This is a genomic window from Paenibacillus sp. MABNR03, from assembly GCF_050455445.1.
GTDB lineage: Bacteria > Bacillota > Bacilli > Paenibacillales > Paenibacillaceae > Paenibacillus > Paenibacillus xylanilyticus.
In genome coordinates, this window is record NZ_JBCIYR010000003.1 from 126,400 (window position 1) to 153,027 (window position 26,628).

24 protein-coding genes are annotated in these 26,628 nt (G+C 48.7%); 16 read left to right on the forward strand and 8 right to left on the reverse strand.

Translation table 11 applies throughout. The features are described from left to right. Positions 1-132 precede the first annotated feature (132 nt). The 3 genes from AAIH57_RS15755 (at position 133) to AAIH57_RS15765 (ending at position 2,460) form a co-directional block, all read left to right on the forward strand. The gene (locus AAIH57_RS15755; protein WP_430022277.1) at positions 133-729 is read left to right on the forward strand and encodes a restriction endonuclease; all 597 of its coding nucleotides are present in this window, start codon (positions 133-135) and stop codon (positions 727-729) included. Positions 730-867: 138 nt separating this feature from the next. Further along, on the forward strand, positions 868-1,095 hold the full coding sequence (locus tag AAIH57_RS15760) for a hypothetical protein (protein ID WP_175397241.1): 228 nt from the start codon (positions 868-870) through the stop codon (positions 1,093-1,095). A gap of 117 nt (positions 1,096-1,212) precedes the next feature. Further along, complete coding sequence (locus tag AAIH57_RS15765) at positions 1,213-2,460, forward strand: winged helix-turn-helix domain-containing protein (RefSeq protein WP_430022279.1); 1,248 nt, start codon at positions 1,213-1,215, stop codon at positions 2,458-2,460. 125 nt (positions 2,461-2,585) lie between these two features. On the opposite strand, the gene fabV is transcribed toward AAIH57_RS15765, so the two are convergent. The 4 genes from fabV to AAIH57_RS15785 form a co-directional block, all read right to left on the reverse strand. Further along, positions 2,586-3,776: an enoyl-ACP reductase FabV gene (gene fabV / locus AAIH57_RS15770; RefSeq protein ID WP_175397243.1), complete on the reverse strand. Its 1,191-nt coding sequence runs from the start codon at positions 3,774-3,776 to the stop codon at positions 2,586-2,588. Positions 3,777-3,950: 174 nt separating this feature from the next. Next, positions 3,951-4,586, reverse strand: a complete 636-nt coding sequence (locus tag AAIH57_RS15775; RefSeq protein ID WP_430022281.1) for an SMI1/KNR4 family protein — start codon at positions 4,584-4,586, stop codon at positions 3,951-3,953. A 55-nt stretch (positions 4,587-4,641) separates the two neighbouring features. Beyond that, on the reverse strand, positions 4,642-5,457 hold the full coding sequence (locus tag AAIH57_RS15780; RefSeq protein ID WP_430022283.1) for a class I SAM-dependent methyltransferase: 816 nt from the start codon (positions 5,455-5,457) through the stop codon (positions 4,642-4,644). Between the two features lie 71 nt (positions 5,458-5,528). Next, a complete protein-coding gene (locus AAIH57_RS15785) occupies positions 5,529-6,473 on the reverse strand; it encodes a helix-turn-helix transcriptional regulator (RefSeq protein ID WP_430022285.1) in 945 nt (314 codons plus the stop codon). Between the two features lie 311 nt (positions 6,474-6,784). Between AAIH57_RS15785 and AAIH57_RS15790 the strand changes: the two genes are divergently transcribed. The 4 genes from AAIH57_RS15790 (at position 6,785) to AAIH57_RS15805 (ending at position 12,165) form a co-directional block, all read left to right on the forward strand. Continuing rightward, a complete protein-coding gene (locus AAIH57_RS15790; RefSeq protein ID WP_413035959.1) occupies positions 6,785-8,218 on the forward strand; it encodes a glycoside hydrolase family 1 protein in 1,434 nt (477 codons plus the stop codon). A 189-nt stretch (positions 8,219-8,407) separates the two neighbouring features. Beyond that, the gene (locus AAIH57_RS15795) at positions 8,408-9,550 is read left to right on the forward strand and encodes a GerAB/ArcD/ProY family transporter (protein ID WP_430022287.1); all 1,143 of its coding nucleotides are present in this window, start codon (positions 8,408-8,410) and stop codon (positions 9,548-9,550) included. Next, on the forward strand, positions 9,547-11,046 hold the full coding sequence (locus AAIH57_RS15800) for a spore germination protein (protein WP_430022289.1): 1,500 nt from the start codon (positions 9,547-9,549) through the stop codon (positions 11,044-11,046). The genes AAIH57_RS15795 and AAIH57_RS15800 overlap by 4 nt, the downstream gene beginning before the upstream one ends. A 6-nt stretch (positions 11,047-11,052) precedes the next feature. Next, positions 11,053-12,165 (forward strand): Ger(x)C family spore germination protein, encoded by a 1,113-nt coding sequence (locus AAIH57_RS15805; protein ID WP_430022291.1) that lies wholly within the window; start codon positions 11,053-11,055, stop codon positions 12,163-12,165. Positions 12,166-12,239: 74 nt separating this feature from the next. Here the strand turns inward: AAIH57_RS15805 and AAIH57_RS15810 are convergent, their stop codons facing one another. Then, positions 12,240-12,908, reverse strand: a complete 669-nt coding sequence (locus AAIH57_RS15810; protein ID WP_246310985.1) for a phosphatase PAP2 family protein — start codon at positions 12,906-12,908, stop codon at positions 12,240-12,242. Between the two features lie 149 nt (positions 12,909-13,057). Between AAIH57_RS15810 and AAIH57_RS15815 the strand changes: the two genes are divergently transcribed. Beyond that, a complete protein-coding gene (locus AAIH57_RS15815; RefSeq protein WP_430022293.1) occupies positions 13,058-13,630 on the forward strand; it encodes a hypothetical protein in 573 nt (190 codons plus the stop codon). A 93-nt stretch (positions 13,631-13,723) separates the two neighbouring features. Here the strand turns inward: AAIH57_RS15815 and AAIH57_RS15820 are convergent, their stop codons facing one another. After that, on the reverse strand, positions 13,724-14,500 hold the full coding sequence (locus AAIH57_RS15820; protein ID WP_175397252.1) for an AraC family transcriptional regulator: 777 nt from the start codon (positions 14,498-14,500) through the stop codon (positions 13,724-13,726). An 18-nt stretch (positions 14,501-14,518) separates the two neighbouring features. After that, a complete protein-coding gene (locus tag AAIH57_RS15825) occupies positions 14,519-15,100 on the reverse strand; it encodes a LysE family translocator (protein ID WP_175397253.1) in 582 nt (193 codons plus the stop codon). A 198-nt stretch (positions 15,101-15,298) separates the two neighbouring features. Between AAIH57_RS15825 and AAIH57_RS15830 the strand changes: the two genes are divergently transcribed. The 6 genes from AAIH57_RS15830 (at position 15,299) to mmsB (ending at position 23,650) form a co-directional block, all read left to right on the forward strand. Further along, complete coding sequence (locus AAIH57_RS15830) at positions 15,299-16,306, forward strand: substrate-binding domain-containing protein (RefSeq protein ID WP_175397254.1); 1,008 nt, start codon at positions 15,299-15,301, stop codon at positions 16,304-16,306. Between the two features lie 16 nt (positions 16,307-16,322). After that, positions 16,323-18,278 (forward strand): cache domain-containing sensor histidine kinase, encoded by a 1,956-nt coding sequence (locus AAIH57_RS15835; protein WP_430022706.1) that lies wholly within the window; start codon positions 16,323-16,325, stop codon positions 18,276-18,278. Next, on the forward strand, positions 18,244-19,557 hold the full coding sequence (locus tag AAIH57_RS15840; protein WP_430022295.1) for a response regulator transcription factor: 1,314 nt from the start codon (positions 18,244-18,246) through the stop codon (positions 19,555-19,557). Before AAIH57_RS15835 ends, AAIH57_RS15840 begins: the two co-directional genes overlap by 35 nt. Positions 19,558-19,845: 288 nt before the next feature. Further along, on the forward strand, positions 19,846-20,931 hold the full coding sequence (gene chvE, locus AAIH57_RS15845; RefSeq protein WP_430022296.1) for a multiple monosaccharide ABC transporter substrate-binding protein: 1,086 nt from the start codon (positions 19,846-19,848) through the stop codon (positions 20,929-20,931). A gap of 21 nt (positions 20,932-20,952) precedes the next feature. Next, entirely contained in the window at positions 20,953-22,503 is a 1,551-nt protein-coding gene (gene mmsA / locus AAIH57_RS15850) for a multiple monosaccharide ABC transporter ATP-binding protein (protein WP_430022298.1), read from the forward strand. Beyond that, entirely contained in the window at positions 22,487-23,650 is a 1,164-nt protein-coding gene (mmsB, locus tag AAIH57_RS15855; protein WP_430022300.1) for a multiple monosaccharide ABC transporter permease, read from the forward strand. The genes mmsA and mmsB overlap by 17 nt, the downstream gene beginning before the upstream one ends. Positions 23,651-23,745: 95 nt before the next feature. Here the strand turns inward: mmsB and mgtE are convergent, their stop codons facing one another. After that, positions 23,746-25,122 carry a magnesium transporter gene (mgtE, locus tag AAIH57_RS15860; RefSeq protein WP_430022302.1) on the reverse strand — a complete coding sequence of 459 codons (1,377 nt, stop codon included), beginning with the start codon at positions 25,120-25,122 and terminating at the stop codon, positions 23,746-23,748. Positions 25,123-25,315: 193 nt separating this feature from the next. Between mgtE and AAIH57_RS15865 the strand changes: the two genes are divergently transcribed. Continuing rightward, positions 25,316-26,035, forward strand: a complete 720-nt coding sequence (locus AAIH57_RS15865) for a DNA alkylation repair protein (RefSeq protein ID WP_430022304.1) — start codon at positions 25,316-25,318, stop codon at positions 26,033-26,035. Positions 26,036-26,062: 27 nt separating this feature from the next. Further along, a complete protein-coding gene (locus AAIH57_RS15870) occupies positions 26,063-26,617 on the forward strand; it encodes a methylated-DNA--[protein]-cysteine S-methyltransferase (protein ID WP_430022306.1) in 555 nt (184 codons plus the stop codon). Positions 26,618-26,628 lie beyond the last annotated feature (11 nt).

Here is a 26,628-nt window from a genome sequence, read left to right on the forward strand (position 1 = left end):
TGTGAAGTTTAACGGTTACAGGGAATTCATCTTCTTCCGATTAGGGTGGAAGTTTGCTATATTTAGTGCGGTAAACATGATTGAATGTGTACAAGTATGATTTAGGTAGAGGGATGAACAAGGAGAAAAGATATGAACTGGAATGACAACTTCACCCCCTGGGTGATCGGATCGATTGTTGTATTATTGCTGCTTGCTTGGGTGATTCGGCGAATCATCAGACGGGGACAGCGCATACGAAGTGAAGCGAATCCCCGCAAGATTTCGATTAAGGATATCGATAAAATGGAAGATGGGTCTGAATTTGAGCTGTATCTCTTTCATTTATTTCAACAGCTTGGCTATAATGAGGTTCATAAGACGACCAGCAGCCGGGATTTTGGAGCGGATCTTGTTTTTATGGACCGGTTGGGCAGACGTAATGTCATTCAGGCGAAGCGCTACGGAGCGAATCATCCCGTTGGACTAAGCGCGGTACAGGAAATCTATACATCAATGCGTTATTATGAAGCAGACCGCTCGATCGTCTTGACTTCGGCAAGATACACGGAAGCCTGCCGGACGCTGGCTGCGGTAAATGGTGTAAAGCTGCTGGACCGCGAAGATCTGATGGAATTGATCGTTCTGTTCAAATCGAGAAGAGTGGAAGAAGCCATGGAACGGATTGAAGAAGATGATCAGGAGCCTGTGGAAACTTGGCAATCCAAGCGGAAGCGGGTTACACGCTAAGCTTAAAATGGTAAATGCAATTTCAGAGGTCCCCAGTGGGGCCTTTTTTTGATGAAAGTAGGCATGATTCACTTCCACTTGTTTGCCTGCACATGATATATTGAGTGTATATCAATCAAAGGAGTGTGTGAATACGTTATGGCACGTACCCAAACCCAAAAAGCATTACGCAGAGCAGAACGGTCAGGACAGTATTGCCCGGAACAGAGCCGGAGAATGAACGGGGATTATGGTGCATTATCCCAGCATGTGCGTCTCATGCCAACCAAACAGGAGAAATTGCAAAAGGTCAAACACAAGAAGCGGATCATCCAGGATGGTGGTGCTTCTTTTTATTTTGTCCAACGGGTATGCATGAGCGCATAAAAAATTCTTCCTTGTACACATCCTGGTTGGAATGCTTCATTAAAGACTGATAAAATGGATATATCTGGCGAATGCCTGCATGACCATGAATCCTGTTAGAAGGGACGAATAATACATATGACCACCCCCATGCGCACGACAAAGACAGCTGTTCGGCGTTTTTTGCTGCACACCCAATTATTGCTGGAACGCTGGCCGGCAGCAGGGAGACCGTCCGGTCCGGATCAGGTCATGAATTTGATTCGTACGTTAGGCTGCGTGCAGATCGATCCGGTTGCCGCAGTAGCCGGAAACCAGCATTTGGTGCTGGGTGCCCGTGATCCGGGGTACACTCCGGGATATTTACATACATTGCTCAGTGATCACAAAGTATTCGAGTATTTTGCCAATGCCGCATGTGTCATCCCAATAGAGGACTACGCACTTTTCGAACCTGTACGTGCAAGATTGAGGGAACGGCTGGCTCCATCCCTGCAAGGTTTGGAAGGAACGGTACAGCATGTGCTGCAGCGCCTTGCGGAGGAAGGACCATTACCCTCCAAAGCGTTTCGTGCGGTTGATCGAGTCAGTGGATATTGGGATCGTCCAGATGCACCAAAGACCAAGGATACAAGCCTTGCTTTGAACCTGCTTCTGGATACCGCAGCCATCCGGGTGGTTGCACGACAAGGGAATGAACGATACTTCCAGATCACTGAATCAGATCTGCATCAGCAGGTACCTCACATAAGTGAAGAACGGGATGCTCATACACAACACCAAGCGCTTTTGGACAAATACATTTATGCCTATCGGGTGGTGGATACCCGTGATCCCAGACTCGGATGGCTGAAATGGAGCGCGGCTGAACGGCGTGCTCAGATCGCTGCACGAGTGGCGGATGGACGATTGATTCCGCTGGAAATCGAGGGAGTAGGGACGCCTTACTATATTCGAGCAGAAGATGAAGAGATGCTTTTGAAGATGGAACAGGAAGAACCACATTATGAGCCCTCAGGTCCGGTTCGCTTCTTACCTCCATTGGACAACTTGTTGTGGAGAAGGGAACGGATCGTAGATTTGTTTGATTTCCATTATAAGTGGGAGATTTATACCCCCGAATCCAAACGAACCTATGGCTATTATGCCATGCCCATTCTTCATGGAGATCGACTGATCGGTCGGATGGACCCCAGGCTGGACCGTAAAACGGGCGTACTCACGATACGTTTGTTAGCAATGGAAGAGGGTGCCCCCCCGGTGGAGGAATGGATATCGGATTTTCGGGAGGGACTTGCCTTCTTCGCCAGCATGCATGGGGCGCAATCCATCACGGTGGAAACGACCGCGCCACAAACGCTAAAGAAACAGCTTAAGTCACTCTGATGCTGAGATGGATTCAAGGATAAGACGATTCACTCCACAAGTCTGAGCATAACAAAAGGAGAGCCCCGGGCTCTCCTTTTGTTATGCCTTAATTCATTAGGTTTAGCGTACCCTGTTACCTTTGATTAGCGCAGATGCGGTACTTCAACATTGGGATCCACGTCTGCTTCATAGTCCACGCCATCCGTTTCAAAACCAAACAGCTGGAAGAACTCGCGGCGGTACCCTTCAAGGTCAGACAGATCGTAGATGTTTTCCGTGGTCAACTCATTCCAAAGTTTCGCCACTTCTTCCTGAACATCTTCTCTCATCTCCCAATCATCAATGCGGATGCGTCCTTGTTCGTCCGTTGGAACGTCTCCTCCAGCGTACAGACGGTCTGCGAACAGACGCTGCAATTGCTGGGTGCAGCCTTCGTGCAGCCCTTTTTCCTTCATGACTTTGTACAAAGCAGAGATGTACAGCGGCACGACAGGGATCGCGGAGCTGGATTGAGTCACAAGGGCTTTTGCTACGGTCACATAGGCACGCCCACCTGTAGCACTCATGCGGTCATTCAGCTTGTGTGCCGTCGCCTCCAGATGATCCTTGGCCTGGCCGATAGAGCCTTCACGGTAGATGGCCTGCGTCAGTTCAGGACCGATATAGGAGAAAGCGATCGTGGTTGCGTCTTCAGCCAGCACGCCGCCTTGCTGCAGTGCATCCATCCACAGTTCCCAATCTTCGCCGCCCATTACCGTTACAGTTTGGCGAATCTCTTCTTCGGTTGCAGGCTCAAGGGTAACGGAAGTGATTTCGCCCGTATGGAAGTTGACTGTTTTGTTGGTGTACGATTGTCCAATCGGCTTCAGCACCGAGTTGGAAACTTCTCCAGTGTTCGGATCGGTACGCCGTGCGGACGCCACGCTGTAGACCACAAGGTCAACTTGGCCGAATTCACTGCGGATCAGCTCAACCGCTCTTTCTCTCGTTTCGTTTGCAAAAGCGTCTCCAGTGATGCTGTACGATTTCAGGCCTGCTTCTTCTGCGGCCTTCTCAAATGCAGCTGAGTTATACCAGCCTGCGGAAGCGGTACGTTTGTCCGTGGAGCTGCTTGGGCGGTAAATACCGATCGTATTTGCTCCTGCGCCAAACGCGGAGACAATACGTGACGCGAGTCCGTATCCGGTAGAAGCGCCGATAACGAGCACGTTACGTGGCCCCTTCAGTGCCGGTTGGGATTTCACGTATTCAATCTGTTCCTGCACCTGTGCGGCACAACCTACAGGATGGGAAGTTGTACAAATAAAACCACGCGTTCTTGGTTTAATAATCATTCATTTGCATCCTTTCATAATCAACTCTAGTGTCAGCATCCAGGCCAGATGCTCGTGTACATACTTCCTTATTGTAAAACAATTGTCCCCGAAACGGAAACCGTTTCATTTGTTCTCTCTCAAGAGGAACCGTCTTATGGGATCTCTATTGAAGTTATCTCTACTCTTTTGAAGTTATGAATGATGGCTGGACGCAAGCGGAATGAGCATATCCCGAAATGAAGGAAAAAGGGGTTTGGCCCAACCCTCCAGCTGTTTACGGCTTGGTGATTCATCATTCACCAGAAACTCATGATCAAACCAAACGACAGCGTAATCCTCGTCCCCGTGGGGGTTACGGATATCCCAGCATACTGGTCCGGCATCATCTTCATATGTAGCGAATGGAACGTAGCCTTTTGAAATTAGTGGTTTCCAGGCTGACCATAGTCCATGCAAATCCTCTAATGGACGATCGGAGGGCAGATTCGGCAGCCCAATGACGAAATCGTCGTAACGGAGATAGACATTCAGTACATACCGGGTGCTAAGAAAGGCACGGTATAGCGGCGGGATGGGAACATGTAATTCAAAGGATTGCTCAAGCTCACGAATCTGGTCTTCCGTTACCGTCGAAGGAAGCATTCTCCAACGAACCCAACCTTCTTCATCCACCGCTCCATCCTGCATTTCCACGGGCACGCCGTAGTCCTCCTCCTCCGTTTTGGCCGGATGGGACATCAGAATCTCGCGGTGAGGGGAGTCGAAGTACGCATCCAAACATTGTAAAATGAAGGCTCGATTTTGCTGCAGGACATTCGAATCATTCAAAGCGGTTCACTGCCTTTCTTCTCGAGTGGAGTCTGGATAGTGGGTGATGAGAATATCAGATGATACCCAGGCGCATGCGGTAAGAAAATAGTACGGTTCTCGATTGTCCGTCAAATATCCGTGCTGCCAGCGCTCTGAACTCTTCTGCAGCGGTTAACAGTTCATCTGCTCCCAGCTTGAGAGCGGTTTGCAAGCCGCCCTGGCTTAGTGCCAGATGTACGTAACGATCCGCATCAAACGTCTCATGGTGATGAAACACAATCTCACGGACATAGCGGAACAGGCCAGATTGATTCATCTGCTGCAAATGCTCGTCCTTGCTCCATTTATGCGCCTGATTTTCCTGAGCTTCAAGACGGGAAGCCTGCTCATCGGCTTCGGCGATCAACTGCTGATAAGCTTGCTCCAGCTGCCAATCCAGGACAGGTGGCCAGTCACAGTCATAAGCTGCAAAAATGCCTCCAGGCCGCAGTACACGTGCGAATTCGCGGAGTGTCGATTGCGGCTCCATCCAGTGGAACGATTGGGAGCATGTCACGATATCAACACTGCCGTCCGGCAGCCCCAGTTCATGGGACAACCCCGATACAAATCGCAGATGGTCAGGCTTGCCCGCCGCCTCCCATTTAGCCTCCGCCACAGCTCTCATGTCATCGCTGGGTTCTATACCGATAATTCGTTCAGCTTCATTAAGCCAGATCCATGAGGATAATCCGGTACCGCAACCCACATCTGCAACCAATCTCGGTTTGGTGCCGAGGTAGGTGTTCAGAATTTCCACGACCTCTGTCGGTGCAGACGGGCGATTCTGGTCATATAACGTACCGAAGCCTTTGAAACGTTCCACATTGTTGCGTCTGATGTCTTGCATGGACAAACCTCCTCTACAAAATGGATGAATTGAAGTTCATATAGCCCTTGGATGCTCAGGATTTCATTATATCACTCATTCTGCTTCATGCTGTCTTGAATGACTTTTTGCAAGTGTTGAACGGCTTTCATATGTCGGTGGAGCAGCTCCTGTCTGACATGTGGAGGTTTAAGCACAGTCAGTTCTGCGCCAAATGACATCAGAAACGAATACAGTCGCTCTCCTTCATGAATGTCCAGCGTCACGCGAAGCTGGCCATCCGGCTGCTTGTCGATTAGGGAAGGTTCAAAAAAATCATGTGCCCGATAAGCAATGGTGCTTGAAAATAACAATTCCAGGGATAGAGGAGCGTTTGCAGTAGTCTTTTCCACATCGGCTGCAGCGGAGACTGAACGATGCTCCTGCAGCCTTGGCAGCAAACGGAGCTCGGAAATCCGTTTCATCTTGAATGTCTGTCTTTCGGTATGAGGGGGTTTGCTTTCGTCCTGTCCTTCGATATACCATGTACTATTTTTGAAAATGAGTTTGATCGGTGCAATCGTCTCCACACTTGGTTCTCCGTCAGAGTCGATATAGTTGAATGTCATCCCTTGCTTGGTCAGTATGGCCTGCTTCACCAGGTTGAACATTTCTCTTTCCTGCACAGGGATACTACCCCATGGGGAAAAATCGAATTCGATCCAGTCCAGCTTGTGATCAAACATGGATGTCAGTCGTTTAAGCATATGGACACTGTTCAGGTGGGGAATGGCACTGATGCTGTACAGCCCAAGCAAAATTTCATTCTGATCTTCTTCAGACAGCAGGGACTTGTCCATGACATAGTTATCCATCAGATGGATGCCACCGTGTTTGCCCGTAGTGGTATAAACGGGAATTCCCGCCGCGCTCAGCCTGTCAATATCACGGTAAACCGTGCGTACCGAGATTTCGAACAAACGGGCCAGTTCGGGAGCTGTGGTTTTCTTTTTTTCTAGTAACAGCAGCAGCATTCGAAATAATCGGTTATTTTCCATGCCTTGATTATACCATGACAACAGGTGTCAGGGTATGAATGCTACACTGGTGTAAAAGTCATATCAATTTAACAGGATTTAAAATGAGATCAGTATTTCACTAAATGTGAAAGTAGTGGAGGGGACGAAATCGATTCTGGAGAAACAAGGTGTTCGCCTTTATTCTCGGATTTTTTCCTTAGAAAAGATAATAAAAGAAAATACGAGGATAACAGCGATCGGAAGAACGATTCGTAGCCGAAACGGCTACTTCACATGCGTACCAAAAGAACTGATATTTGAAAGTGAGTCAAATTAAAGGAGGAGTTATCATGAAAATGAAAGACGGATTTTACTGGGGCGGCGCTACGGCTGCCAATCAATTCGAAGGCGGATGGAACAAGGGCGGCAAAGGCCCGAGTACATCCGATATGATGACGGGTGGAACCCACACGACTCCGCGGCGGATCACCCCAGTACTTGAAGAGGGCACATATTATCCGAGCCATGAGGCCGTAGACTTTTACGGACATTACAAAGAGGATATTGCCATGATGGCAGAGATGGGCTTCAAAATGTTCCGCATGTCCATCAACTGGTCGCGGATCTATCCGAACGGTTATGATCTGGAGCCAAACGAAGAGGGACTGCAGTTCTATGACAATGTTTTTGCCGAGCTGAAAAAATATAACATCGAACCACTGGTGACCATCTCTCACTATGAGACACCATTTGGTCTGACCCAGAAGTATAACGGCTGGGCATCACGTGAAGTAATCGATTGTTATACCCGATATTGTACAACCCTGTTCAACCGTTATAAGGACCAGGTGAAATATTGGCTGACGTTTAACGAGATCAACTGTCTGACCATGCCGATGGGAGCATATATGGCGGCTGGCATCCTGTTTGAAGGCAAAGAAACGTTGACGGACGGCATTGACGATCCACAGACCCGCTTTCAGGCACTGCATCACCAGTTCGTGGCGAGTGCGAAGGCAGTCAAGCTTGGACACGAGATTAACCCCGATTTTCAGATCGGCTGTATGGTCGCATTTATGACAACCTATCCGAACACCTGTAATCCAGACGATATATTGCTCGCACAGAAGAAGGATCAGCTTTCCAACATGATCTGCGGAGACGTGCAGGTGAGAGGGGCATATCCTGGTTTCGCCAAACGTTTCTTCGCAGAGCAGGGCATTCAGATCGAAATGCAGCCGGAAGACGAGCAAACCCTGCGTGAGGGCTGCGTGGACTTCTACTCCTTCAGTTATTATATGTCCCTGGTTGAAAGTGCGGATGAGTCCTTGGAGAGAGCAGAAGGCAACCTGCTGGGCGGGATCAAAAATCCGTACCTTGAAGCTTCCGACTGGGGATGGCAGATCGATCCAAAAGGATTGCGTTACACACTGAATCATCTGTATGATCGCTATCAGGTGCCATTGATGGTAGTTGAGAACGGTCTGGGTGCAGTCGATGTGGTAGAGGAAGACGGCTCCATTCAGGATGACTATCGCATTGATTATTTGAGAGGTCACATTGAGCAAATGAAAGAAGCGGTAGCTGATGGAGTGGATCTGATCGCCTACACGATGTGGGGATGTATTGACCTGGTCAGCGCATCGACCGGAGAGATGAAGAAGCGTTATGGCTTCATTCATGTGAACAAGGATAATGATGGAAACGGCGACCTTAGCAGAACGCCGAAGAAGAGCTTCCACTGGTACAAAAAAGTCATTGAATCCAATGGCGAAGAGCTGTAGATTAATGTAGTAAAAAAGAGATATCGCACCCGCTTGTTCCTTCGAAGGGAATAGGCGGGTGTTTGCTTTTGAATAAAAAGTTGAATTATTTACATACTTAACTCAAGCAACTGAACATAAGTGCAGTGAACGCAAGACGTGATCATTTCAGCAGATTCAAATGATTCGTTCAGAAAAGGGGAGAACTCTGTGAACACTTCCGGGAACCGCTACAGCATGTCGCCCATTCATCTGTTTTTTGTGCTCTATGTAAGTTTGGTTGGTGTCGGTTTGATGAATTTTCAGTATAAAATGCTGCGAGGGGCAGAGAAAGATGGATGGATCAGCATTCTGGCCGCGGCTGTCATCATCTCCATCATTATGAAAATGATGTTTGTTCTGCTGTCTCGCCAATCCCCCGATCAATCCTCTCTGGTTCATATCAATCAACGCTATTGGGGCCGAATTGCAGGTTCGATCCTGAATTGGATCTTTATTGTATATTTTATGCTGGGCTCCTTCGTAGCTTATCGCTCCTATATTCATATTATCCAGCTATGGATTCTCCCAACGCAAAATAACTGGCTGCTGGGCATGGTGGTCCTGGTACTTATCTATTACTGTGTTTCGGGCGGAATTCAGTCGGTAAGTGGGATGTGTCTTTGGGGAACCCTCTTCATTCTTGTATTTGTATTTCCCCAGACATTTCTGGTCTCTTCCTATCTTCATCCCCGAAATCTACTTCCTGTATTGGATCATGATGTCGCCTCCTTATGGCTGTCCACACGGGACATGCTCCATGAATTTATCGGCTGCGGCATTCTGCTGGTAGTCTACCCTTTCATCAAGACTCCGGGACATTCGCTCAAATGGGCTTATGCCGCGGTGGTCACTGCAACTATAGTGTATCTGATTTTCTTCATCTATTCTTTCATGTACTTCAGTCATGGACAGATGAAAGAACATTTATGGCCAACCCTGAGCCTCATCAGCATTATTGAAATGCCCTTGATCCAGCGAATGGAGTATCTGGTGTTATCGTTTTGGCTGCTTAAAATCCTGTCCATCATCACATTGGGCCTGTGGGCTGCTTGCCATTGTCTGAAGCTGGATAGATCGATTAAGCCCAGTCTAGGCCTGAAATTTGCCATGGTTATTTTCGCAGTACTGTTGTTTGTTATTCGTGACACTGTGGATATTGATAAGGTTACCGAGCTGTACACCAGAATGGGCGAAATATTGATTCTAATATATGTCCCACTCGTATTTCTGTTCTCCTTGATCCGGAAAAATCTGGGGGGTCACACTGGTAATCAGGATATGTCAGATCCGCATAAAGGAGAGGGAGCATGAATTCACCTGTCAATGATGTGAAGCAGGGGTCCAGGTCACCACAAGACCCGCTGGACCCATGCCGCCGTTCCGATGATTTTATGATAAGTACCATGACGGTATCCGGGATGTCAGTTGAGATCTGTTACTATAAAACGCTCGTGGACAGCCACCTATTGGAAGTCGTCATTCATTCGCTGCAGGAACGTATCCCTTCAAGCGAAGAATTGAATCTGCATGACGTGCTCTCACATATTCCCATAGAGGAAACCAAAGTTACCGATCAAAACGAGGAAATGGTCAAAGCCCTTCTTCAAGGCGACCTGCTAATTCGTCAGTGCGATCAAATCCAGGAGGCGCTCCTTGTTCCCATGCCCGGTAAGGAAGGGGTCAGAAGTGATAATGATACGGAAAATGAATTCAGTGTCATCGGCCCAAAGGTCGGATTTGTCGAGGCATTGCCGGTTAACCTGCATTTGATCCGCATGCAGCTGCGGACGCCCAATCTGATCGTCAAGGAGATGACACTGGGCTCATTATCCCAATCCAGAGTGGCCATTCTGTATGTGGATGGCATAGCGCACCCTGAGAACGTGAGCAGGATGGAGGAGAGGCTGAAAGGAATTGATTTTGACGCTGTACTGGATACCTCGCAGCTGGACCAGCTTATAGCCGATAATTCACTCACGCCCTTTCCATTGTTTACGACGACAGAACGAAGGGACAGAGTGATCTTTGCCCTGATTACAGGGCAGGTTGCGGTCTTTAGCGAGGGCTCGCCAAGCTCTATTACGGGTCCATCAACGTTATTTGATTTTTTTGTTTCGCCGGAAGATTATTATTTGCCTTGGGCGCTCGGTTCCTTTTTTCGCTTAATCCGCATTTTTGGTGTCATTTTCTCCCTGTTTGCCTCCGCTCTCTATGTGGCATTGATGACTTTTCACTACGAAGTGATACCCAAAGAGCTGCTTGGCAAATTGATTTCGTCCAGACAAAATGTACCGTTCCCTCCTTTGGTGGAGGTTATATTTCTGGAAACCACCATTGAATTTTTGCGTGAAGCCGGGGCTAGGCTGCCGAACCGTATTGGACAGACGCTGGGTATTGTCGGCGGGATTATTCTTGGACAGGCAGCGGTGGAGGCCGCACTTACCAGCAATGTGCTGATCATTATTGTATCCCTGTCAGCGCTGGCTTCCTTTGTGACACCGATCTATAAAATGTCCAACGCCATTCGTTTTCTGCGATTTCCGATTATTATACTGGCTGCCATCTGGGGGGCATTTGGCATCGCGATCGGACTCTGCTTCCTCCTGGTCCATCTGTCGCGATTAAAATCGCTGGGATCGCCTTATATGGCTCCTTTTTATCCCATGCAGTTCCGTGATTTGAAAGACAGCCTGATTCGTGCTTCCTATGAGCAGACGGATACGAGGCCCCGCTATTTAAGGCCCCTTTCCATCATCCGTTACAAACCAGGCAAGATCCACCAAGCGAATCAGCTGGATGAGGAGTGAGAGAGGATGATGAGACTATCCAAAATAATACTGGCCGGAATGGCGATGCTGCTGCTCAGCTCCTGTCAGGATACGAGCATTGTGAACGAAATCAGTCTTGTCCTTACTTCCGCGTATGACCGGAAAGATAATCAGATTCACAACAGTGTGCTCATCGGGGAGTATACCGACAAAGACAAAAGTGATGTCGAGCTGCTGGAGATCGATTCAACGAACAGCTTTGATGTCATGCCAAGAATGAATATGCAGGCAAAAGAGCCGATTGAATATGGTCAATTAAGAATGATGGTGCTGGGGGAGGCCTATGCAAACCACGGCATTGGCGATATTCTGCGCGTACTGTCCCACAATACCCGTGTGTCCAGGCGTATGCAGTTTGCTGTGGCAGAAGGAAAAGCGCTGGATATTATTAAGGCATCCATTCCGGCTCATGATCCCTTGTATCTGATGAAATTGATCGAGCAGAACTCCAATTTTGCCAACCTGCCTCATTTCAATCTGCATCAAACGTTATTCCAATATTTTAGCAAAGGGCAGGATATCTACCTCCCGCGACTACGATTGAACGATCAGGGAAAAGTGGCTCTGGATGGCCTGGTGGTATTTAAAGGGGAAAAGGCTGAACTTCAGCTGAGCGAGGAAGAGGGGCTTTGTTTAAAACTGCTCACAGAGGACGCCAAGAATGGCAAGTTTCTGGCACCGATCCATCCGGTGGAGGGAGCGCAGAAGCAATCGTCTGAAATGACAGAGAACGATGCGCTGATTAAAATTTTGTCTTCCTCGGTAAAGCATGGGATGGCTTCAGAACCACCGGCAACGACCCTAAATACGACCATTCACATTAATGCTTCCGTAATCAAGGCTTCGCGGAATGATTTCCTGTTATCCGGTAAGCAGATGAAGGAATTGGAAACCGAAATGCAAAGTTATTTGGCATCCAAAATCAATCAATTGATACGGAAGTGTCAGAAGGAAAATGTAGATCCGGTCGCATATGGAGAGTATGTAAGAAGCCGTACGCACCACTGGAGTAATGAAACGTTTTATAAGGACTACGGCACGATGGACATCTGTGCTCAAGTGAAGCTGAATCTTGTTCAGGATGGTATTCAGGAATAGAAAGAATGAACAAAGACCCGCTCTCACCTCGATATGAGGATGGCGGGTCTTAGATATATTCCAATTGCAGCGTCCTATGTCAGAGGTTTGGAATGAAGCAGGGACATTCGCTCCAAATAACGCTGATAAAACCAAATGCATATGCCCAGCCAGCTGCCGCTCAGAAAGTAACCTCCGGCAATATCACTGGGATAATGCACACCCAAATAAATCCGGCTCATGCCGATGGTCAAAATAAAGGCTGCACTTACGATTATCATCAACACACGGCCTGTCGCTGTAGGGATATGCTTCCAGATCAGAAAAGCCAGGCCGCCATACAGGCTGAACGCCGCCATGGAGTGTCCGCTCGGGAAGCTGTATCCACTCGCTTCTATAATGCGGTGAATGGTTGGTCTTGCACGTTGAAACGCCAGTTTCAACAGGGTGTTCAGCAATGTTGAACCTGCGATGACCGCTGCCAAAAACAGAAGTTCCCGTCTGTGTCCCAAAAAAAGATACAATACAATCATGGAAATGATCGTAATGATGATGACAGGCAATCCGCTCCCAATCCAGGTGAACACCTGCATCCACTTGGTCATGCCGGGTGCTTCCATCCCCTGAATCCATCCGATCAGGTTATCATCAAACTGGTGGATCTGGTTATCGCTGATGGACAGGGCTATCAGTGCAAATATGGTGAGGCTTAATGCTGCTATAAGCAGTGGGATGGAGAAGTTCTTTTTTTCTTGCTGTATCAAATGTCGCGATCCTCCAAGATGTCTGAATTTCATATGTAAATCAGTCATACGATATTCGTATTATGCTATAATCTTACAATAAATATTTAAGTGGTTAAAAATGTTAGATAATACAAATTTGGGGCAAAGATGGAGAACGGAGGTGGAAGATGAAGGGCATCTCATTCGTTATGATCATCCTGTTTATGGTTGCCATTGGGCTAACGGTATTCCCTGGAGAGAAGGCATATGCATGCAGCTGTGCTTACATTGAGATTCCGAAAAGGCTGGAAGGTGCCACAACGGCATTTACGGGGAAAGTAGTCAAAAGAGGTGTTACTCCAATATTCAGCCAAAATGGATTCAGAGAATACACCTTCGAGGTAGACAAGGCCTGGAAGGGCGTTCATGCCAAGAAAATGAGGATCATGGCAGATGATAGCGGCTCCAGTTCATGCGGAGTTCAGTTTGAACACAATCAGTCCTATTTAATATTCGCATATCAGAAAGAAAAAGACGGCAGGCTGCACACCGATCTATGTAGTGGTAATTTGACTCTCTCTGAAGCCGGAGAGACGTTGAAGCTTCTGGGTCCCGGCAAGTCCGTAACCGAGGATGACTTTCAAAAGAGTGGCGGAGGTTTGAGTGTGAATCTCTTTCGATATGCCGGAGGTCTTCTCTTAGCGGGAATAGTGTTAGCGTGGGTCTGGAAAAGAAAGAAAAGATCCGGATTCAGGCGGTGATCCCAGGCCCGAATGGAGTAATTCGAGATCATAAAATTCCCCACACTGTGCAAATCTCGTGTGGGGAATTTCAGTTCATGCAGGCCTTGCGGCTCAGTTAAGTTGAAGCATATATTCATACGCAGTAACGCCAAAGACACGCTTAAAGTGTCTGTTTAGATGCGTCAGATCCACGAATCCGCAATCCGCTACAGCGGAGTAAACGTCCTTATGCTTTTCTATAGCTTGCCGGGCACGTTCAACCTTGCAATTCAGGAAAAACTGGTAGGGGGATATACCTGCCTGTGACTTGAATTCACGAATAAACTGGAACTTGGACATGTTAAATTCAGAGCAGAGGTCATCCAGCTTCAGCACATCATCAAATCTGCAGAACATCATTTCTTTTGCTTTTCTCACAAGGCCGTCACGCGGTCCGGAAGTGTTGGTGTCGATCTCCGACCGGGACAGCAGATGTACCAGGCCGAACAGCAGTTCACTGCATTTGGCTTCATCTTGTCCATTCTGAACGGCATTGTTCAGCATAAGAATGCTTCGTGCCAGCCCGGGATCGTAAACGATGGGGGTGGAGAAACGCAATTCTTTTCTCCCGAGAATCTCTTCTACCACGTCGGGCTTCAGATACAACATGACGTAGTCGATTCCGGCCTTGTCGTAAGAGCTGCCATCATGGGACTGCTCCCGATTAAATAGCATGACACCGTTTTGGTGGGAAGCCTGATAGTGACCGTCCAGGTGATATTGCTGGATACCGCGCAGTGTCACGCCAACCGCGTATTCCTCGTGGCAATGCTTCTTATACGTAAAATCGGTAAAACTGGCCGAGAGGGCCAGAATATCTGACGATTTTTTATAGTTGAACAGCTCCACTTCTTACACCCCTCCGATCTAAATGATTCCCGATACCATAATGGCTGAGTATACCAAAAAGAGCGCCATCGCGATACTAAAAGCTTTTTGATGATCTTGCAGGAATTTCCTGAAGACCGAGCCGAAAACGACCCAGCTGGAAAAGGCCAGAAATCCAATCACTGTAATAAGCAAGACGAACAGAAGCGACGACAGCGAGGAGTCATAATAGGGCAGTACATAGCTGGGAATAACAGTGAACGTGAACAGAATCACCTTTGGATTCACAAACTGCATGAGTAATCCGCTCCGAAATCCGGTGGCCTGTTTGGGTGCTTCCTCGGAAGAACCCATCTTGTAGATCTGGTAGGCCAGGTACAGCATATACAGGCTGCCTACGATCTGCATCACATGCAGGATGCCAGGCAAAACACCGGCCAGGAGATGGTTGAGAAAGGCGGATGCGGCAAGCAGGATACCAAACGCCACTGTGGCTCCCCATACATAACGCATGGTTTGGCGCGCACCCACGTGCTGCACGGAAGATAAAATGACAATATTGCTGGGTCCTGGTGTGAAGGTAACCACAATGCAATAGATTAAAAAGGATGTAAGATTCATAGTGCCTCCCCGAGTTGTAGTTCCATGATCATACTGCGGGGATGAATGGACTGATAGTACATTATTGCAGCGGATGATCTTTGTACAAAAGGAGAGGAAACCGTAATTGGGTCGGAAAGCGGTTTCTTTTTTGCGTGATTGCGTTTACAATTTATTCGAAAAGAAAGTGGACAGATTTCTCAAGGAAGTGAAACCGATATGAAAAAAACGTTGCTGGTCTATATTTTGCTAATCTCGGCTTTTGCTCTGTATGTGCTCAGGTACGAATACTCCAGCGAGGCAAATGGCTCATGGGAAGACAGGGGACTCCGCGGAGATATCGGTGAAACATACATCATGATCACATTCCAGTCCGGGCTGGAATATTGGAAAAGCGTACTCAAAGGCTTCGAGGATGCCGGGGATACGCTTGGGGTCACCGTCGAGTACCGGGGAGCTACCCGGTATGACCCGAAGGAACAGACGACGATCATTGAGCAGGCGATTGCACGGAAGCCGGCCGGTATCGCCATTTCCGCCATCGACCCGCAATCGCTTATTCCCGTCATTAACAAAGCACTGGATGCGGATATCCCGGTGGTCTTGTTTGATGCCGATGCGCCGGGCAGTAGGGCATATTCTTTTCTCGGTACGGACAATTATCAGGCAGGGGTGACTGCTGCGGACAAAATGGCCGAGCTCATGGGCCGGGAGGGAGAAGTCGCCGTTCTGACCATGCCGGGCCAGCAGAATCATGAGGAACGAACTCAGGGATTCCGCGATACGATTAAACAGCAGTACCCTTCCATGAAAGTTGTTGAAGTCGCAGATGGACACGGAGATGTCATGAGATCAAGAGACGAAGCGATGAGGTTGATGAAGGCTTATCCGAAGCTCGGCGGTATTTTTGTAACCGAAGCGACGGGAGCAGCTGGTGTCGGTGAAGCCGTGCAGAATGCAAAAGCAGGTGAGCCGTTCCAGATTATATCCTTTGATACAAATAAGGATACGCTCGATATGATCAAGAGCGGTACGATCTCTGCAACGATTGCACAGGGAACGTGGAATATGGGGTATTGGTCCCTTCAGTATTTGTTCCATTTGCATCACCAATTGACTGTACCTGCTCCGTCCTCTTCCGATGAGAATGCACCGCTGCCGGTTAAGGTGGACACCGGAATATCTGTCGTGACACGCTCGAATGTAGATGATTACTATGCCAAATAAAAATAATCGGTCAAGGATGTCCCTGAGCTTGAAAAGAATCCGTTTCGGCATGAAGGGTGGACTGCAGCGTTTGCGCTTGCGCAATATGCCACTGCGATATCAGCTGATGCTGCTCTTTTTGTTTTTTGCCATTGTTCCTTCGGTGGGACTCGGGCTGCTGGTCAACTGGACGGTGGAACGGATTGTTGAAAGACAGGTTGAGGGACATACGATGCAGTTGATCGGCAAAGTCAATGAAGCACTCGACAGCAAGATGGAGAATTTGCAAAACATGACCTATCTGATCGGGTTCGATCCGGATATCCGTGCTTTTATGGAAGGGAAAACGGATAGCGATGGTCATACGGGCATAGTTGAACCGGATAACGATCTGAACCAGGTCAGAGCTCAGGATCAACTCTATGGGATCAAGCAATATTTGCAGGGATTCACGACATTGTATCCGGAAATTGCAGGTATTGTTCTCGTTAACGGAAACGGAAAATACATCAGCAATGAAATGTATCCGAGAACCAATCAAAGCCTAATCCAGGAGGAATGGTATAAAAGTGCTGCCGGGAAGGCTGGCATTTTTACCGTTCTAGGACAGCCCAGCCAGCGGAACATTACGACGCATGTACGTTATAAGGACAGTGAAATTGTGTCCGTGGCACGTTCCATCACGGATGAAACATCGGGACGCGTACTCGGTGTCATTATGATTGATCTTAAGCTGCGTACCGTCTCTCAGGCCGCTAGGGATGTAACTCTGGGGAAATCCGGATATGTCATGGTGACCGATGCAGAAGGACGAAGTGTCTATATGCCGGATAACCCACTCGTTGAGCAGATTCCCTGGGCGTGGTTCCAATCCGGGGATAGCGGAACTTTTAACGGAGAAGTGCAGGGGAAGGAATTGTTATTCATGTATCAGTCTTCAGCGTTTACGGGATGGAGAACCGTAGGGGTATTCCCTGCACGAGAAACGATCGCAGAGGTCCGTCAGATTCAGTTTTACGTTGTCAGCTTCGTCTTTGTGGTATGTCTCTTCGGCCTAAGCGCCTCCCTGCGATTTTCCCGTTCCATCGCTCAGCCCATTTTCCGGCTGATGTCCTATATGCGCAGAGCAGAGACGGGGAACCTCAGATCCGGCCGCTGGAGCGACCGGGCTGATGAAATCGGCATGCTGGGCAGAAGTTTCAACCGAATGCTGGCACAGATCCGGCAGCTCATGTCCCTTAACGAACTGCGGGAGCGTCAGAAACGGGAGGCTGAAATGCGAAGTCTGCAGGAGCATATCAAACCTCATTTTCTATATAACACTCTTGATACGATTCATTGGATGGCGCGCAAGAAAGGCGTGGATGATGTATCCGAGATGGTTGGTGCTCTCTCCAGACTGTTTCGTATCGGGCTCAGTAAAGGGAATGATTATATCCCTTTGCATTCGGAGATTGAACATATATCCAGTTATCTGCAAATCCAACAGACCCGGTATCGGGACCGTCTTCAATGTGAATTGATCATTCCCGAGGAACTGAGGGAGCTGTTCGTGCTTAAGCTGCTGCTGCAGCCCATCGTGGAAAATGCCATTTATCACGGGATCAAAGCAAGACGGGGGCCCGGTACCATTCGGATCGAAGCGAAAATAGCAGATGGGAAGCTGTCTCTGACGGTACAGGATAATGGGGCTGGGATGTCCAGTGAGCGGCTGCGAGAGATGATTGATCTTCTTCATGCACCTTTGGAAAGCATGGAAACACAGGAAGCCGGTCAGGGGGGCAAAAGCTACGGCATGCTGAATGTTCAGGCCCGCCTACAGCTTTCTTTTGGTGAAGAATACGGGATTAGGCTGGATAGTAAAGAAGGCGAAGGTACTTGTGTGACCATCATTCAGCCTTTGATGAAGGAACTTCCACAAACGTTACCATTCGATAATGAAGGAAGGCGGAGAGTCAATGAAGAGAGCGGCTATATCAGGAGCCTGGACTAATCCGGAGGATGCGGCAGCATCGGTGGCGGCAGCCCAGACATTGCAAACGGCCGAGCGCTACCAAGTGCTGATTGCAGATGATGAACCGATTATTCGCGAAGGCATACGGGATGCCATTGACTGGGATGGGCTGGGCATGAAGGTTGTCGGTGAAGCAGAGGACGGTGAAGAGGCGTTGGAATTGGCTGTCCGGCTGGGTGTCGATATCATCCTGGTAGACATGAACATGCCATTCCTGAACGGGATCGATCTGATCCGCCGCCTTCAGGACGAGTGCCCGGGCTGCCGCTGTCTGATCATTTCCGGACACGATGAATTTGCTTATGCCCAGGAGGCCGTGCGGCTTGGCGTGGAGGACTATATATTAAAGCCGGTAGAAGCGGGTCGACTCCATGCTGCACTCGAGCGTCTGCATCAGCGGATGGACGAAGAGCGTAAGCGGACTGCTTACGTCAAGCAGGCTGCCGATCAGATCGAACGCAATATTCCGCTGCTGCGTCAGCGTTTTTGCCTGGAGTGGCTGGAAGGGCTGGCTGAAGGGAAAGATCTGACAGAGCAGCTGGCGTTCCTGCGTCTGCCACCCGAGCCGCCTGTGCAGATTGGGATCGTCCGCTGGCCTGCAGCTGAAGTGCGACAGACCGTTATGAGGGAGAACGATCGCCAGTTGTTTCTTTTTGCTGTGGAGAATATTATCAGTGAATTGCTTGGAGACCTGCCGCATGTTCTGTTCCGGGACCCGAATGGGTTAATTGGCATGTGCCTGTGGCAGACGGCCCCGGAAGAGCTGGATTGTACCATTGAACAGCAAATCAGTTCCTGTCTGAATATCGCCGTTCATGCTCATGTGGAGCAATATGCCGGTGAGTTGGAGGGAGCACCGAATACGTACCGGCTATGCCGTGAACTCGTTTATGGCGAAGCCCGGCTGTCACCGCTGGTGCGAAGAGCCCGGCAGCTTATTCAAGAGGGGTACGCGGATCGGGACCTGACCCTGGAATCGCTAGCTTCCCGTTTGCAAGTTTCTGCAGTATATCTCAGCCGGGTGCTCAAGAAAGAGCTGAACGATTCTTTCGTAACTCTGGTCACGCATACCCGTATCCGCAAAGCGGTACAGCTGCTGGATTCCACCGCACTGCCCATCCATAGCATTGCAGAACGGGTGGGTTACGATACCCAGCATTATTTCAGCACGGCGTTCAAAAAAACGATGGGAATTTCGCCTGCGCAGTATCGAAAGGACGGGGGCACAGGGCGTAATGTCTCAGTGAGCCGGTTATAGTGTTAACAGACGTTGATCAAGACAACGGAGTTGTTCTACTTCTGTGAAGTGGAGCAGCTCTTTTTTTGTCCAGTTCAATAACGGTATCCAAAGATAGAGAGCTTCTGCCAGCTGTACAAAAGTTAAAATTTTATAAAAAAAGTTCAAAAGCAGCAAAGACCACTCTCATGTCACAATGCTACGATGGGGTCATGCAGAAACAACAGCAGTTTGATTCACACCATACGTTGTAAGCGTTATCTTATGATTCAATCAGATCCGCATGATTTGAGGAAAGGGGAACTTGATATGAAAAAAGGAGCAGTATTTATTTGGCTTCTGGTGATGGCCTTGATGCTATCGGCTTGCAATTTGGCTGAGAGTGGGGCAGGCAGCAAGGAAAAAGGATATGTTGGCATCTCCATGCCAACCAAATCCTCCGAGCGCTGGGTTGGCGACGGAGAGAACATGGTCCGTTTATTTCAGGAACAAGGGTATAAAACGGATCTGCAATACGCTGAGGACGTGGTCGAAAATCAGATTTCACAGATTGAAAACATGATCACCAAGGGAGTCGATGTGATGGTGATTGCGTCCGTGGACGGCAATACGCTGACGGATGTGATCAAGAAGGCCCATGATGAGGGCATCCAGGTCATTTCGTACGATCGCCTGATTCGCAATACACCCTACTTAACGTACTACGCAACGTTCGATAACTTTAAGGTGGGTGTTCTCCAGGCTTCCTATATTGAGCAGAAGCTTGGCCTCAAAGAAGGAAAAGGGCCTTACAACATCGAGCTGTTTGGCGGCTCACCTGATGACAATAACGCCTATTTCTTCTTCGATGGTGCGATGTCTGTACTGCAGCCGTACATCGATTCAGGCAAGCTTGTGGTACGAAGCAAACAAACAACGATGGCACAGATTGCGACCTTGCGCTGGGATGGCGCGTTGGCCCAGTCGCGGATGGATAACCTGCTCAGTGCCTATTATTCAGGAGAGAACCTGGACGCGGTGTTGTCCCCGTATGACGGAATCAGCATTGGTATCATCTCATCACTAAAAGGCGTCGGTTACGGATCAGAGAACAAACCTCTGCCCGTCATTACCGGTCAGGACGCGGAGCTGGCCTCGATCAAATCCATTGTCGCCGGGGAGCAGACGCAGACGGTATTTAAGGATACCCGCAAGCTGGCGGAGCAGACGGTAGAGATGGCCAATAGCATTTTACAAGGGAAACAAGCGGAAGTGAATGACGAAAAGTCATATAACAACGGAATTAAGATCATACCAGCCTACTTGCTGGATCCAATTTCAGTGGACCGGACAAATGTGGAGAAGGATATTGTGGGCACCAAGTATTACACCAAAGAAGAAATTGGACTGAAATAACAATGGAAAGGAGCACATCCCATGTCCGACATCATATTGGAGATGAAAGGTATCACCAAAACCTTTCCTGGCGTCAAAGCGCTGGAAAATGTCAATCTCAAAGTGCGAGAAGGGGAAATTCATTCGCTGTGCGGTGAAAACGGTGCAGGAAAATCCACGCTGATGAAAGTGCTTAGCGGTGTATATCCACATGGATCGTACGAAGGGGATATTTTATTTCAAGGCAAAACATGTGAGTTCAAAAGCATTAAGCAGAGCGAGGATCTGGGAATCGTCATTATCCACCAGGAGCTGGCACTGATCCCCTACCTTTCCATCGCGGAGAATATCTATTTGGGCAATGAACGTGCGAGCAAAGGCATCATTGATTGGAGAGAGACGTTGGTTGGTACACGTGAATTGCTCTCCAAGGTGGGATTAAGCGAAAATCCGAATACGCTTGTATCCAACATCGGTGTGGGCAAGCAGCAGCTGGTTGAAATTGCGAAAGCGCTCTCCAAGAAGGTCCGTCTGCTCATTCTGGACGAGCCAACGGCGGCGCTTAATGAGGATGACAGTGAAAACCTGCTTCAATTAATGCTGGAATTCAAAAAACAGGGCATTGCGTGTATTCTGATTTCCCACAAGCTGAATGAGGTATCCAAGGTGTCGGACTCCGTTACGATTTTGCGGGATGGCAAGACGATTGAGACACTGGACATGAGAAAGGATCATGTCACCGAAGATCGGATTATCAGCGGGATGGTAGGCCGTGATCTGACAAGCCGCTATCCGGAACGCCATGCGAATATCGGAGAAGTCGTATTGGAAGTGAAGGACTGGACCGTCTATCACGAACATCATGCCGATCGCAAGATGCTGGATCAGATCAACATGAACATCCGGCGCGGAGAGATTGTGGGCATTGCCGGACTGATGGGTGCGGGACGAACGGAACTGGCCATGAGCATATTCGGCAAATCCTATGGACGCAGCATATCAGGCCAGTTGATCAAGGATGGCAAACCGATTCAGAACAACAGCGTAACGGAGGCCATTCAAAATGGTTTCGCTTATGTAACGGAGGATCGGAAGGAATACGGCCTTATTCTTATGGATGATATCAAACGCAATATCTCACTGACGGGTCTAGGCAAGCTGGCCAAAGGTGCAGTTGTGAACGAACGAGAAGAAGTGCTGGTTGCCGAAGAGATGAAAAAAAGCATGAACATCAAGGCACCGAGCATTTTGCAGAAAACCGGCAACCTGAGCGGAGGAAATCAGCAAAAAGTGGTACTGAGCAAATGGATTTTTGCCGGACCGGATATTCTCATTCTGGATGAACCGACCCGTGGAATTGATGTAGGCGCCAAATTCGAAATTTATACAATTATTCATCGGCTTGCTGCTGAGGGCAAGGGCGTGCTGGTCATTTCATCCGAGCTTCCAGAGGTTCTGGGACTGTGTGACCGGATTTATGTCATAAATGCCGGACGAATCACGGGAGAAGTCAGCCGCGAGGATGCAACACAGGAAACGTTGATGAGATATATGACGAAGTCTGGAGGCGAGAAGCATGGAAATGCTAACTAAACTGTTCAAAAACAATATACGTCAATACGGCATGATCATCGCGCTGGTCGTGATTATGATTTTGTTCGAGGTGCTGACTGGCGGGTTACTGCTAAAACCAATTAATATTACGAATCTGATCCTGCAGAACAGCTATATCCTTGTACTGGCCATCGGGATGGTACTTGTCATTATTACCGGACATATCGATCTGTCGGTGGGATCCGTTGCAGCCTTTGTCGGTGCGGTGGCGGCGATCATGATGGTCGATTGGGAGCTTCCGGCCTGGCTGGCTGTCATTGCCTCTTTGCTGGTCGGGGCGTTAATCGGAGCCTGGCAGGGCTTCTGGATCGCATATGTGCGGATTCCTGCTTTTATCGTAACACTGGCGGGCATGCTGCTGTTCCGCGGATTAACGATGATCGTGCTGGAGGGGCAATCCATCTCTCCTTTTCCGGGAGGATTCCAAAAGATTAGCTCCGGCTTCCTGCCTGATATCCAATTCTCGGGTTTTGGTCTGATCTCGATCCTAGTAGGTGTTTCACTTACGGTCTGGTATATCGTGAATGAACTGCGGGAACGTCGCTCTCAGCGGAAATACGGGTTTCAGGTTGCACCACAGGGACTTTTCCTGCTCAAGCTGATTGTAGTGGCTGCCGTTACGAACCTGTTTACCTTCGTGTTGGCAAGTTACGCCGGAATTCCAAATATTTTGATTCTGCTGTTTGTATTAATCATCGTTTACTCCTTCGTCATGAATCGTACAGTTATGGGACGTCACGTATATGCGCTCGGAGGGAATGAAAAGGCCGCAGGACTGTCCGGTGTTAAAACCAAAAAAGTGACGTTTTGGGTATTTGTAAACATGGGCGTGCTTGCCGCCGTTTCCGGTCTCATCTTCGCCGCTCGTCTGAATGCAGCTACTCCAAGAGCGGGTACCAACTTTGAACTGGATGCCATTGCGGCCTGCTTTATCGGTGGTGCTTCAGCTTCCGGGGGGATTGGAACTGTGTTTGGTGCAATCATCGGTGGTCTGGTCATGGGGGTACTGAATAACGGGATGTCCCTCATTGGTCTGGGTATTGACTGGCAGCAGGGAATCAAAGGTTTGGTGCTTTTGCTTGCGGTAGCCTTTGATATCTACAATAAAAACAAAAGATCAGCATAATGCTGTAGAAGAACATAATCTTGTACAGGAAATGCAAAAACAGACCGCTATCCTTCATAGCTGGTCTGTTTTTCTGTGTGTACGGCGTGAGATATTCACATCAATGCATCCAGGAAACGGGTTGCGATGCCGAAGTAGATGAAGAGGGACAAGATATCGTTCAGGGTCGTGATCAAGGGTCCGGAAGCGACGGCGGGATCAACCTTGAAGCGACTCAGCAACAGCGGGATACAGGTACCTGTCAGCGTGCCAATGACCAGGGTGAAGAAGAGGGACACACCGATAATCGCGCCGAGCAGCCAGTCTCCCTGCCAGAAATAAGCGATAACCGTAATCATCACTCCACATACGAGTCCAATCATTGTACCTACCTTGATCTCCCGGCCAATTAACGCCAGTACGGTTGATTTATCAAGCTTGCGTCCAATAAGACCCCGTACCACGACAGCCAGCGACTGTGTTCCCGTGTTACCGGTCATGCCGGCGATCATGGGCATAAAGAATGCGAGTGCGACAACCTGGTTAAGTGTATCTTCAAAAAAATCCACAATACTTCCTGAAATCAGTCCAATCAGCAATAATAAAATGAGCCAGGGAAGCCTGCGTCTGACCGCAACGAGCGGTTTGGTATCAAAATCGATATCCTTGCCACCGCCACCCATTTTCGCAAGGTCTTCACTTGCTTCATGCATGATGATATCGATGACATCATCCATCTGGATCACACCACATAGTCTGTAATTCTCATCCACGACGGGTAATGCGATAAATTCATAGCGCTGCAAAAGCTGTGCGGCTTCTTCCTGATCCATGTCTACTGTTGCGTAAATCACACGCCTGGTCATCAGTTCTTCAACCCTGGTACTGTCGTTGGCCTGCAGCAGGGATTGGTGACTTACGACACCAACGAGTTTGCCTTCTTCATCGGTAACATACAGATAGCGGGTTAACGGAATAGGCGGAGTACCCTGTGATTCCCGGATAGCCTCCTTTGCTGTCTCATGGGCCAGGAGGGTGCGGTAACGGTCGGTCATGATCCGGCCAGCCGTCTCAGGCGGGTAATTCAGTACCGAACGGATAATTGCAGAATGGTCGAGATGCATGTTGGATAGCAGCTGCTCCCTGCGTTTGGCAGGCAAATCATGCATAAACCGAATGAGATCACTCTTGTTCATTTGCTGCATGACCTCAAGCGTACGTTCCGGGCCAAGCTGTTCGAACAGCCTAATCTGCTCGTGAAGCTTGAGTGACTCAGCCATATTCGCGAGAACATCGGGCTTAAACAGGAGCAGAAAACGCTTCGTTTCCTGTTCAGGAAACTTTTTATATACGAGAGTAAGATCGTAGGGATGTAACTCTTTTACCGTTCTATAAAACTCAGGCAGATCTTGGGCTTGCACATATTGAACCAGCAGTTCGGTTATTTCTTCGATGGAGACGTCTTTAGGGGTTTGAGGTCCGTTTTTGTTCATGTCAAGACTCCTTTCTAGAGGCAGGGCTCCGTATTTATAAACGCAATGTTAGCGAGGTAAACAATGAATTGGATGGGCGAAGGAAGTACATGCATATATTGAAATCTTGCTCAACCATTCGAACTGGGCTTACAAATGGGCGCTGCGGAGATATACTGGTTGTACAGAAAACTGATGAGGAGGACTTGCGCTAGTGGAAACAGATATCAGGACACAACTGCTCAGTCTGGCCGAACCGGAGTACCAGAAATTCTCGGCTGCATTGATTCCCAATATTACAAATCTGATGGGTGTTCGATTGCCTGCCATACGGAAGATGGCGAAACAGATCGCTGCGGGGGATTGGCGTGCATATCTGGAAACGGCAGACGATGAATATTTTGAGGAAGTGATGCTGCAAGCGATGGTTATTGGTCATGTTCAGACTGAGCTGGATGAGTGGCTGAAGCATATCGCCGCATTTGTCCCCAAGATTGATAACTGGTCGATCTGTGACAGCTTCTGCGCCGGGTTGAAATATACGAAAATTCATGTGGAATCCGTGTGGAATTTCCTGCAGCCGTATCTGAAATCCGATCAGGAATATGAGATACGTTTTGGTGTGGTGATGTTATTGAACTTTTATCTCGATGAGACGTATATCGATCGGGTTCTGGCCTCATTGGATCAGATCAAACACGAAGCCTATTATGTGAAAATGGCAGTAGCCTGGGCAATTTCAATGGCCTATGTGAAGCAGCCGGAAGTGACCATGCGTTATCTCAAGGACAATACCCTGGATGATTTTACGTATAATAAAGCTCTTCAGAAAATAACGGAATCCTATCGTGTCGATCCGGAGACCAAGCAGATGATTCGCGGCATGAAACGGAAAACAAAGAGAGCTGTTCGTATTGAGATAGAAACGAAATGAGATATTATGGGGGAGGAGGATAGACGTATGCGAAAAAGGATCATGTGGGCTACCATGGAGCTGGACGGCCGCCCGTGGGTGTTGATCGCAACGGAACTGGGCATCTGCCGTATTGTCATGCCGAATGAAACAATGGAAGGCTGGAGCAGCTGGATGGCCCGAATCGCGCCAGGGGTGGAGCTGGAAGAGAATGAGGCTGCATTGAAGCGAACAGGCATGATGGATTGGCTGCAATCCTACTTCGCCGGAGACCAGATTGCGTATACGGACGAGATTCCACTCGATCTGATCGGAACAACCTTCCAGCAGCAAGTCTGGAGAGAGCTGGGGCGCGTTCCTTACGGGGAAACTCGCACCTACGGCGACATTGCGACTGCGGTGGGAAGACCTTCAGCTGTGCGTGCTGTTGGAGCGGCTAATGGCGCCAATCCCATTCCGCTTCTGCTGCCATGTCATCGCATCATCGGTGCCAACCGCAAGCTGACCGGGTTCCGTGGAGGCCTGGAGTTGAAGCGCAGATTGCTGGATATCGAACGGATTGAAGGCGTGACCGATGGTGGGCATGCGAGGTTTAACTTTTAAAGAGATGAATA

What these genes read in the sequence shown, in the direction of transcription:
- AAIH57_RS15755 (WP_430022277.1), top strand. Translation starts at nt 133, where the DNA reads ATGAACTGGAATGACAACTTCACCCCCTGGGTGATCGGATCGATTGTT.
- AAIH57_RS15760 (WP_175397241.1), top strand. Translation starts at nt 868, where the DNA reads ATGGCACGTACCCAAACCCAAAAAGCATTACGCAGAGCAGAACGGTCA.
- AAIH57_RS15765 (WP_430022279.1), top strand. Translation starts at nt 1,213, where the DNA reads ATGACCACCCCCATGCGCACGACAAAGACAGCTGTTCGGCGTTTTTTG.
- fabV (WP_175397243.1), bottom strand. Translation starts at nt 3,776, where the DNA reads ATGATTATTAAACCAAGAACGCGTGGTTTTATTTGTACAACTTCCCAT.
- AAIH57_RS15780 (WP_430022283.1), bottom strand. Translation starts at nt 5,457, where the DNA reads ATGCAAGACATCAGACGCAACAATGTGGAACGTTTCAAAGGCTTCGGT.
- AAIH57_RS15785 (WP_430022285.1), bottom strand. Translation starts at nt 6,473, where the DNA reads ATGGAAAATAACCGATTATTTCGAATGCTGCTGCTGTTACTAGAAAAA.
- AAIH57_RS15790 (WP_413035959.1), top strand. Translation starts at nt 6,785, where the DNA reads ATGAAAATGAAAGACGGATTTTACTGGGGCGGCGCTACGGCTGCCAAT.
- AAIH57_RS15800 (WP_430022289.1), top strand. Translation starts at nt 9,547, where the DNA reads ATGAATTCACCTGTCAATGATGTGAAGCAGGGGTCCAGGTCACCACAA.
- AAIH57_RS15805 (WP_430022291.1), top strand. Translation starts at nt 11,053, where the DNA reads ATGATGAGACTATCCAAAATAATACTGGCCGGAATGGCGATGCTGCTG.
- AAIH57_RS15815 (WP_430022293.1), top strand. Translation starts at nt 13,058, where the DNA reads ATGAAGGGCATCTCATTCGTTATGATCATCCTGTTTATGGTTGCCATT.
- AAIH57_RS15825 (WP_175397253.1), bottom strand. Translation starts at nt 15,100, where the DNA reads ATGAATCTTACATCCTTTTTAATCTATTGCATTGTGGTTACCTTCACA.
- AAIH57_RS15830 (WP_175397254.1), top strand. Translation starts at nt 15,299, where the DNA reads ATGAAAAAAACGTTGCTGGTCTATATTTTGCTAATCTCGGCTTTTGCT.
- AAIH57_RS15835 (WP_430022706.1), top strand. Translation starts at nt 16,323, where the DNA reads ATGTCCCTGAGCTTGAAAAGAATCCGTTTCGGCATGAAGGGTGGACTG.
- AAIH57_RS15840 (WP_430022295.1), top strand. Translation starts at nt 18,244, where the DNA reads ATGAAGAGAGCGGCTATATCAGGAGCCTGGACTAATCCGGAGGATGCG.
- chvE (WP_430022296.1), top strand. Translation starts at nt 19,846, where the DNA reads ATGAAAAAAGGAGCAGTATTTATTTGGCTTCTGGTGATGGCCTTGATG.
- mmsA (WP_430022298.1), top strand. Translation starts at nt 20,953, where the DNA reads ATGTCCGACATCATATTGGAGATGAAAGGTATCACCAAAACCTTTCCT.
- mmsB (WP_430022300.1), top strand. Translation starts at nt 22,487, where the DNA reads ATGGAAATGCTAACTAAACTGTTCAAAAACAATATACGTCAATACGGC.
- mgtE (WP_430022302.1), bottom strand. Translation starts at nt 25,122, where the DNA reads ATGAACAAAAACGGACCTCAAACCCCTAAAGACGTCTCCATCGAAGAA.
- AAIH57_RS15870 (WP_430022306.1), top strand. Translation starts at nt 26,063, where the DNA reads ATGCGAAAAAGGATCATGTGGGCTACCATGGAGCTGGACGGCCGCCCG.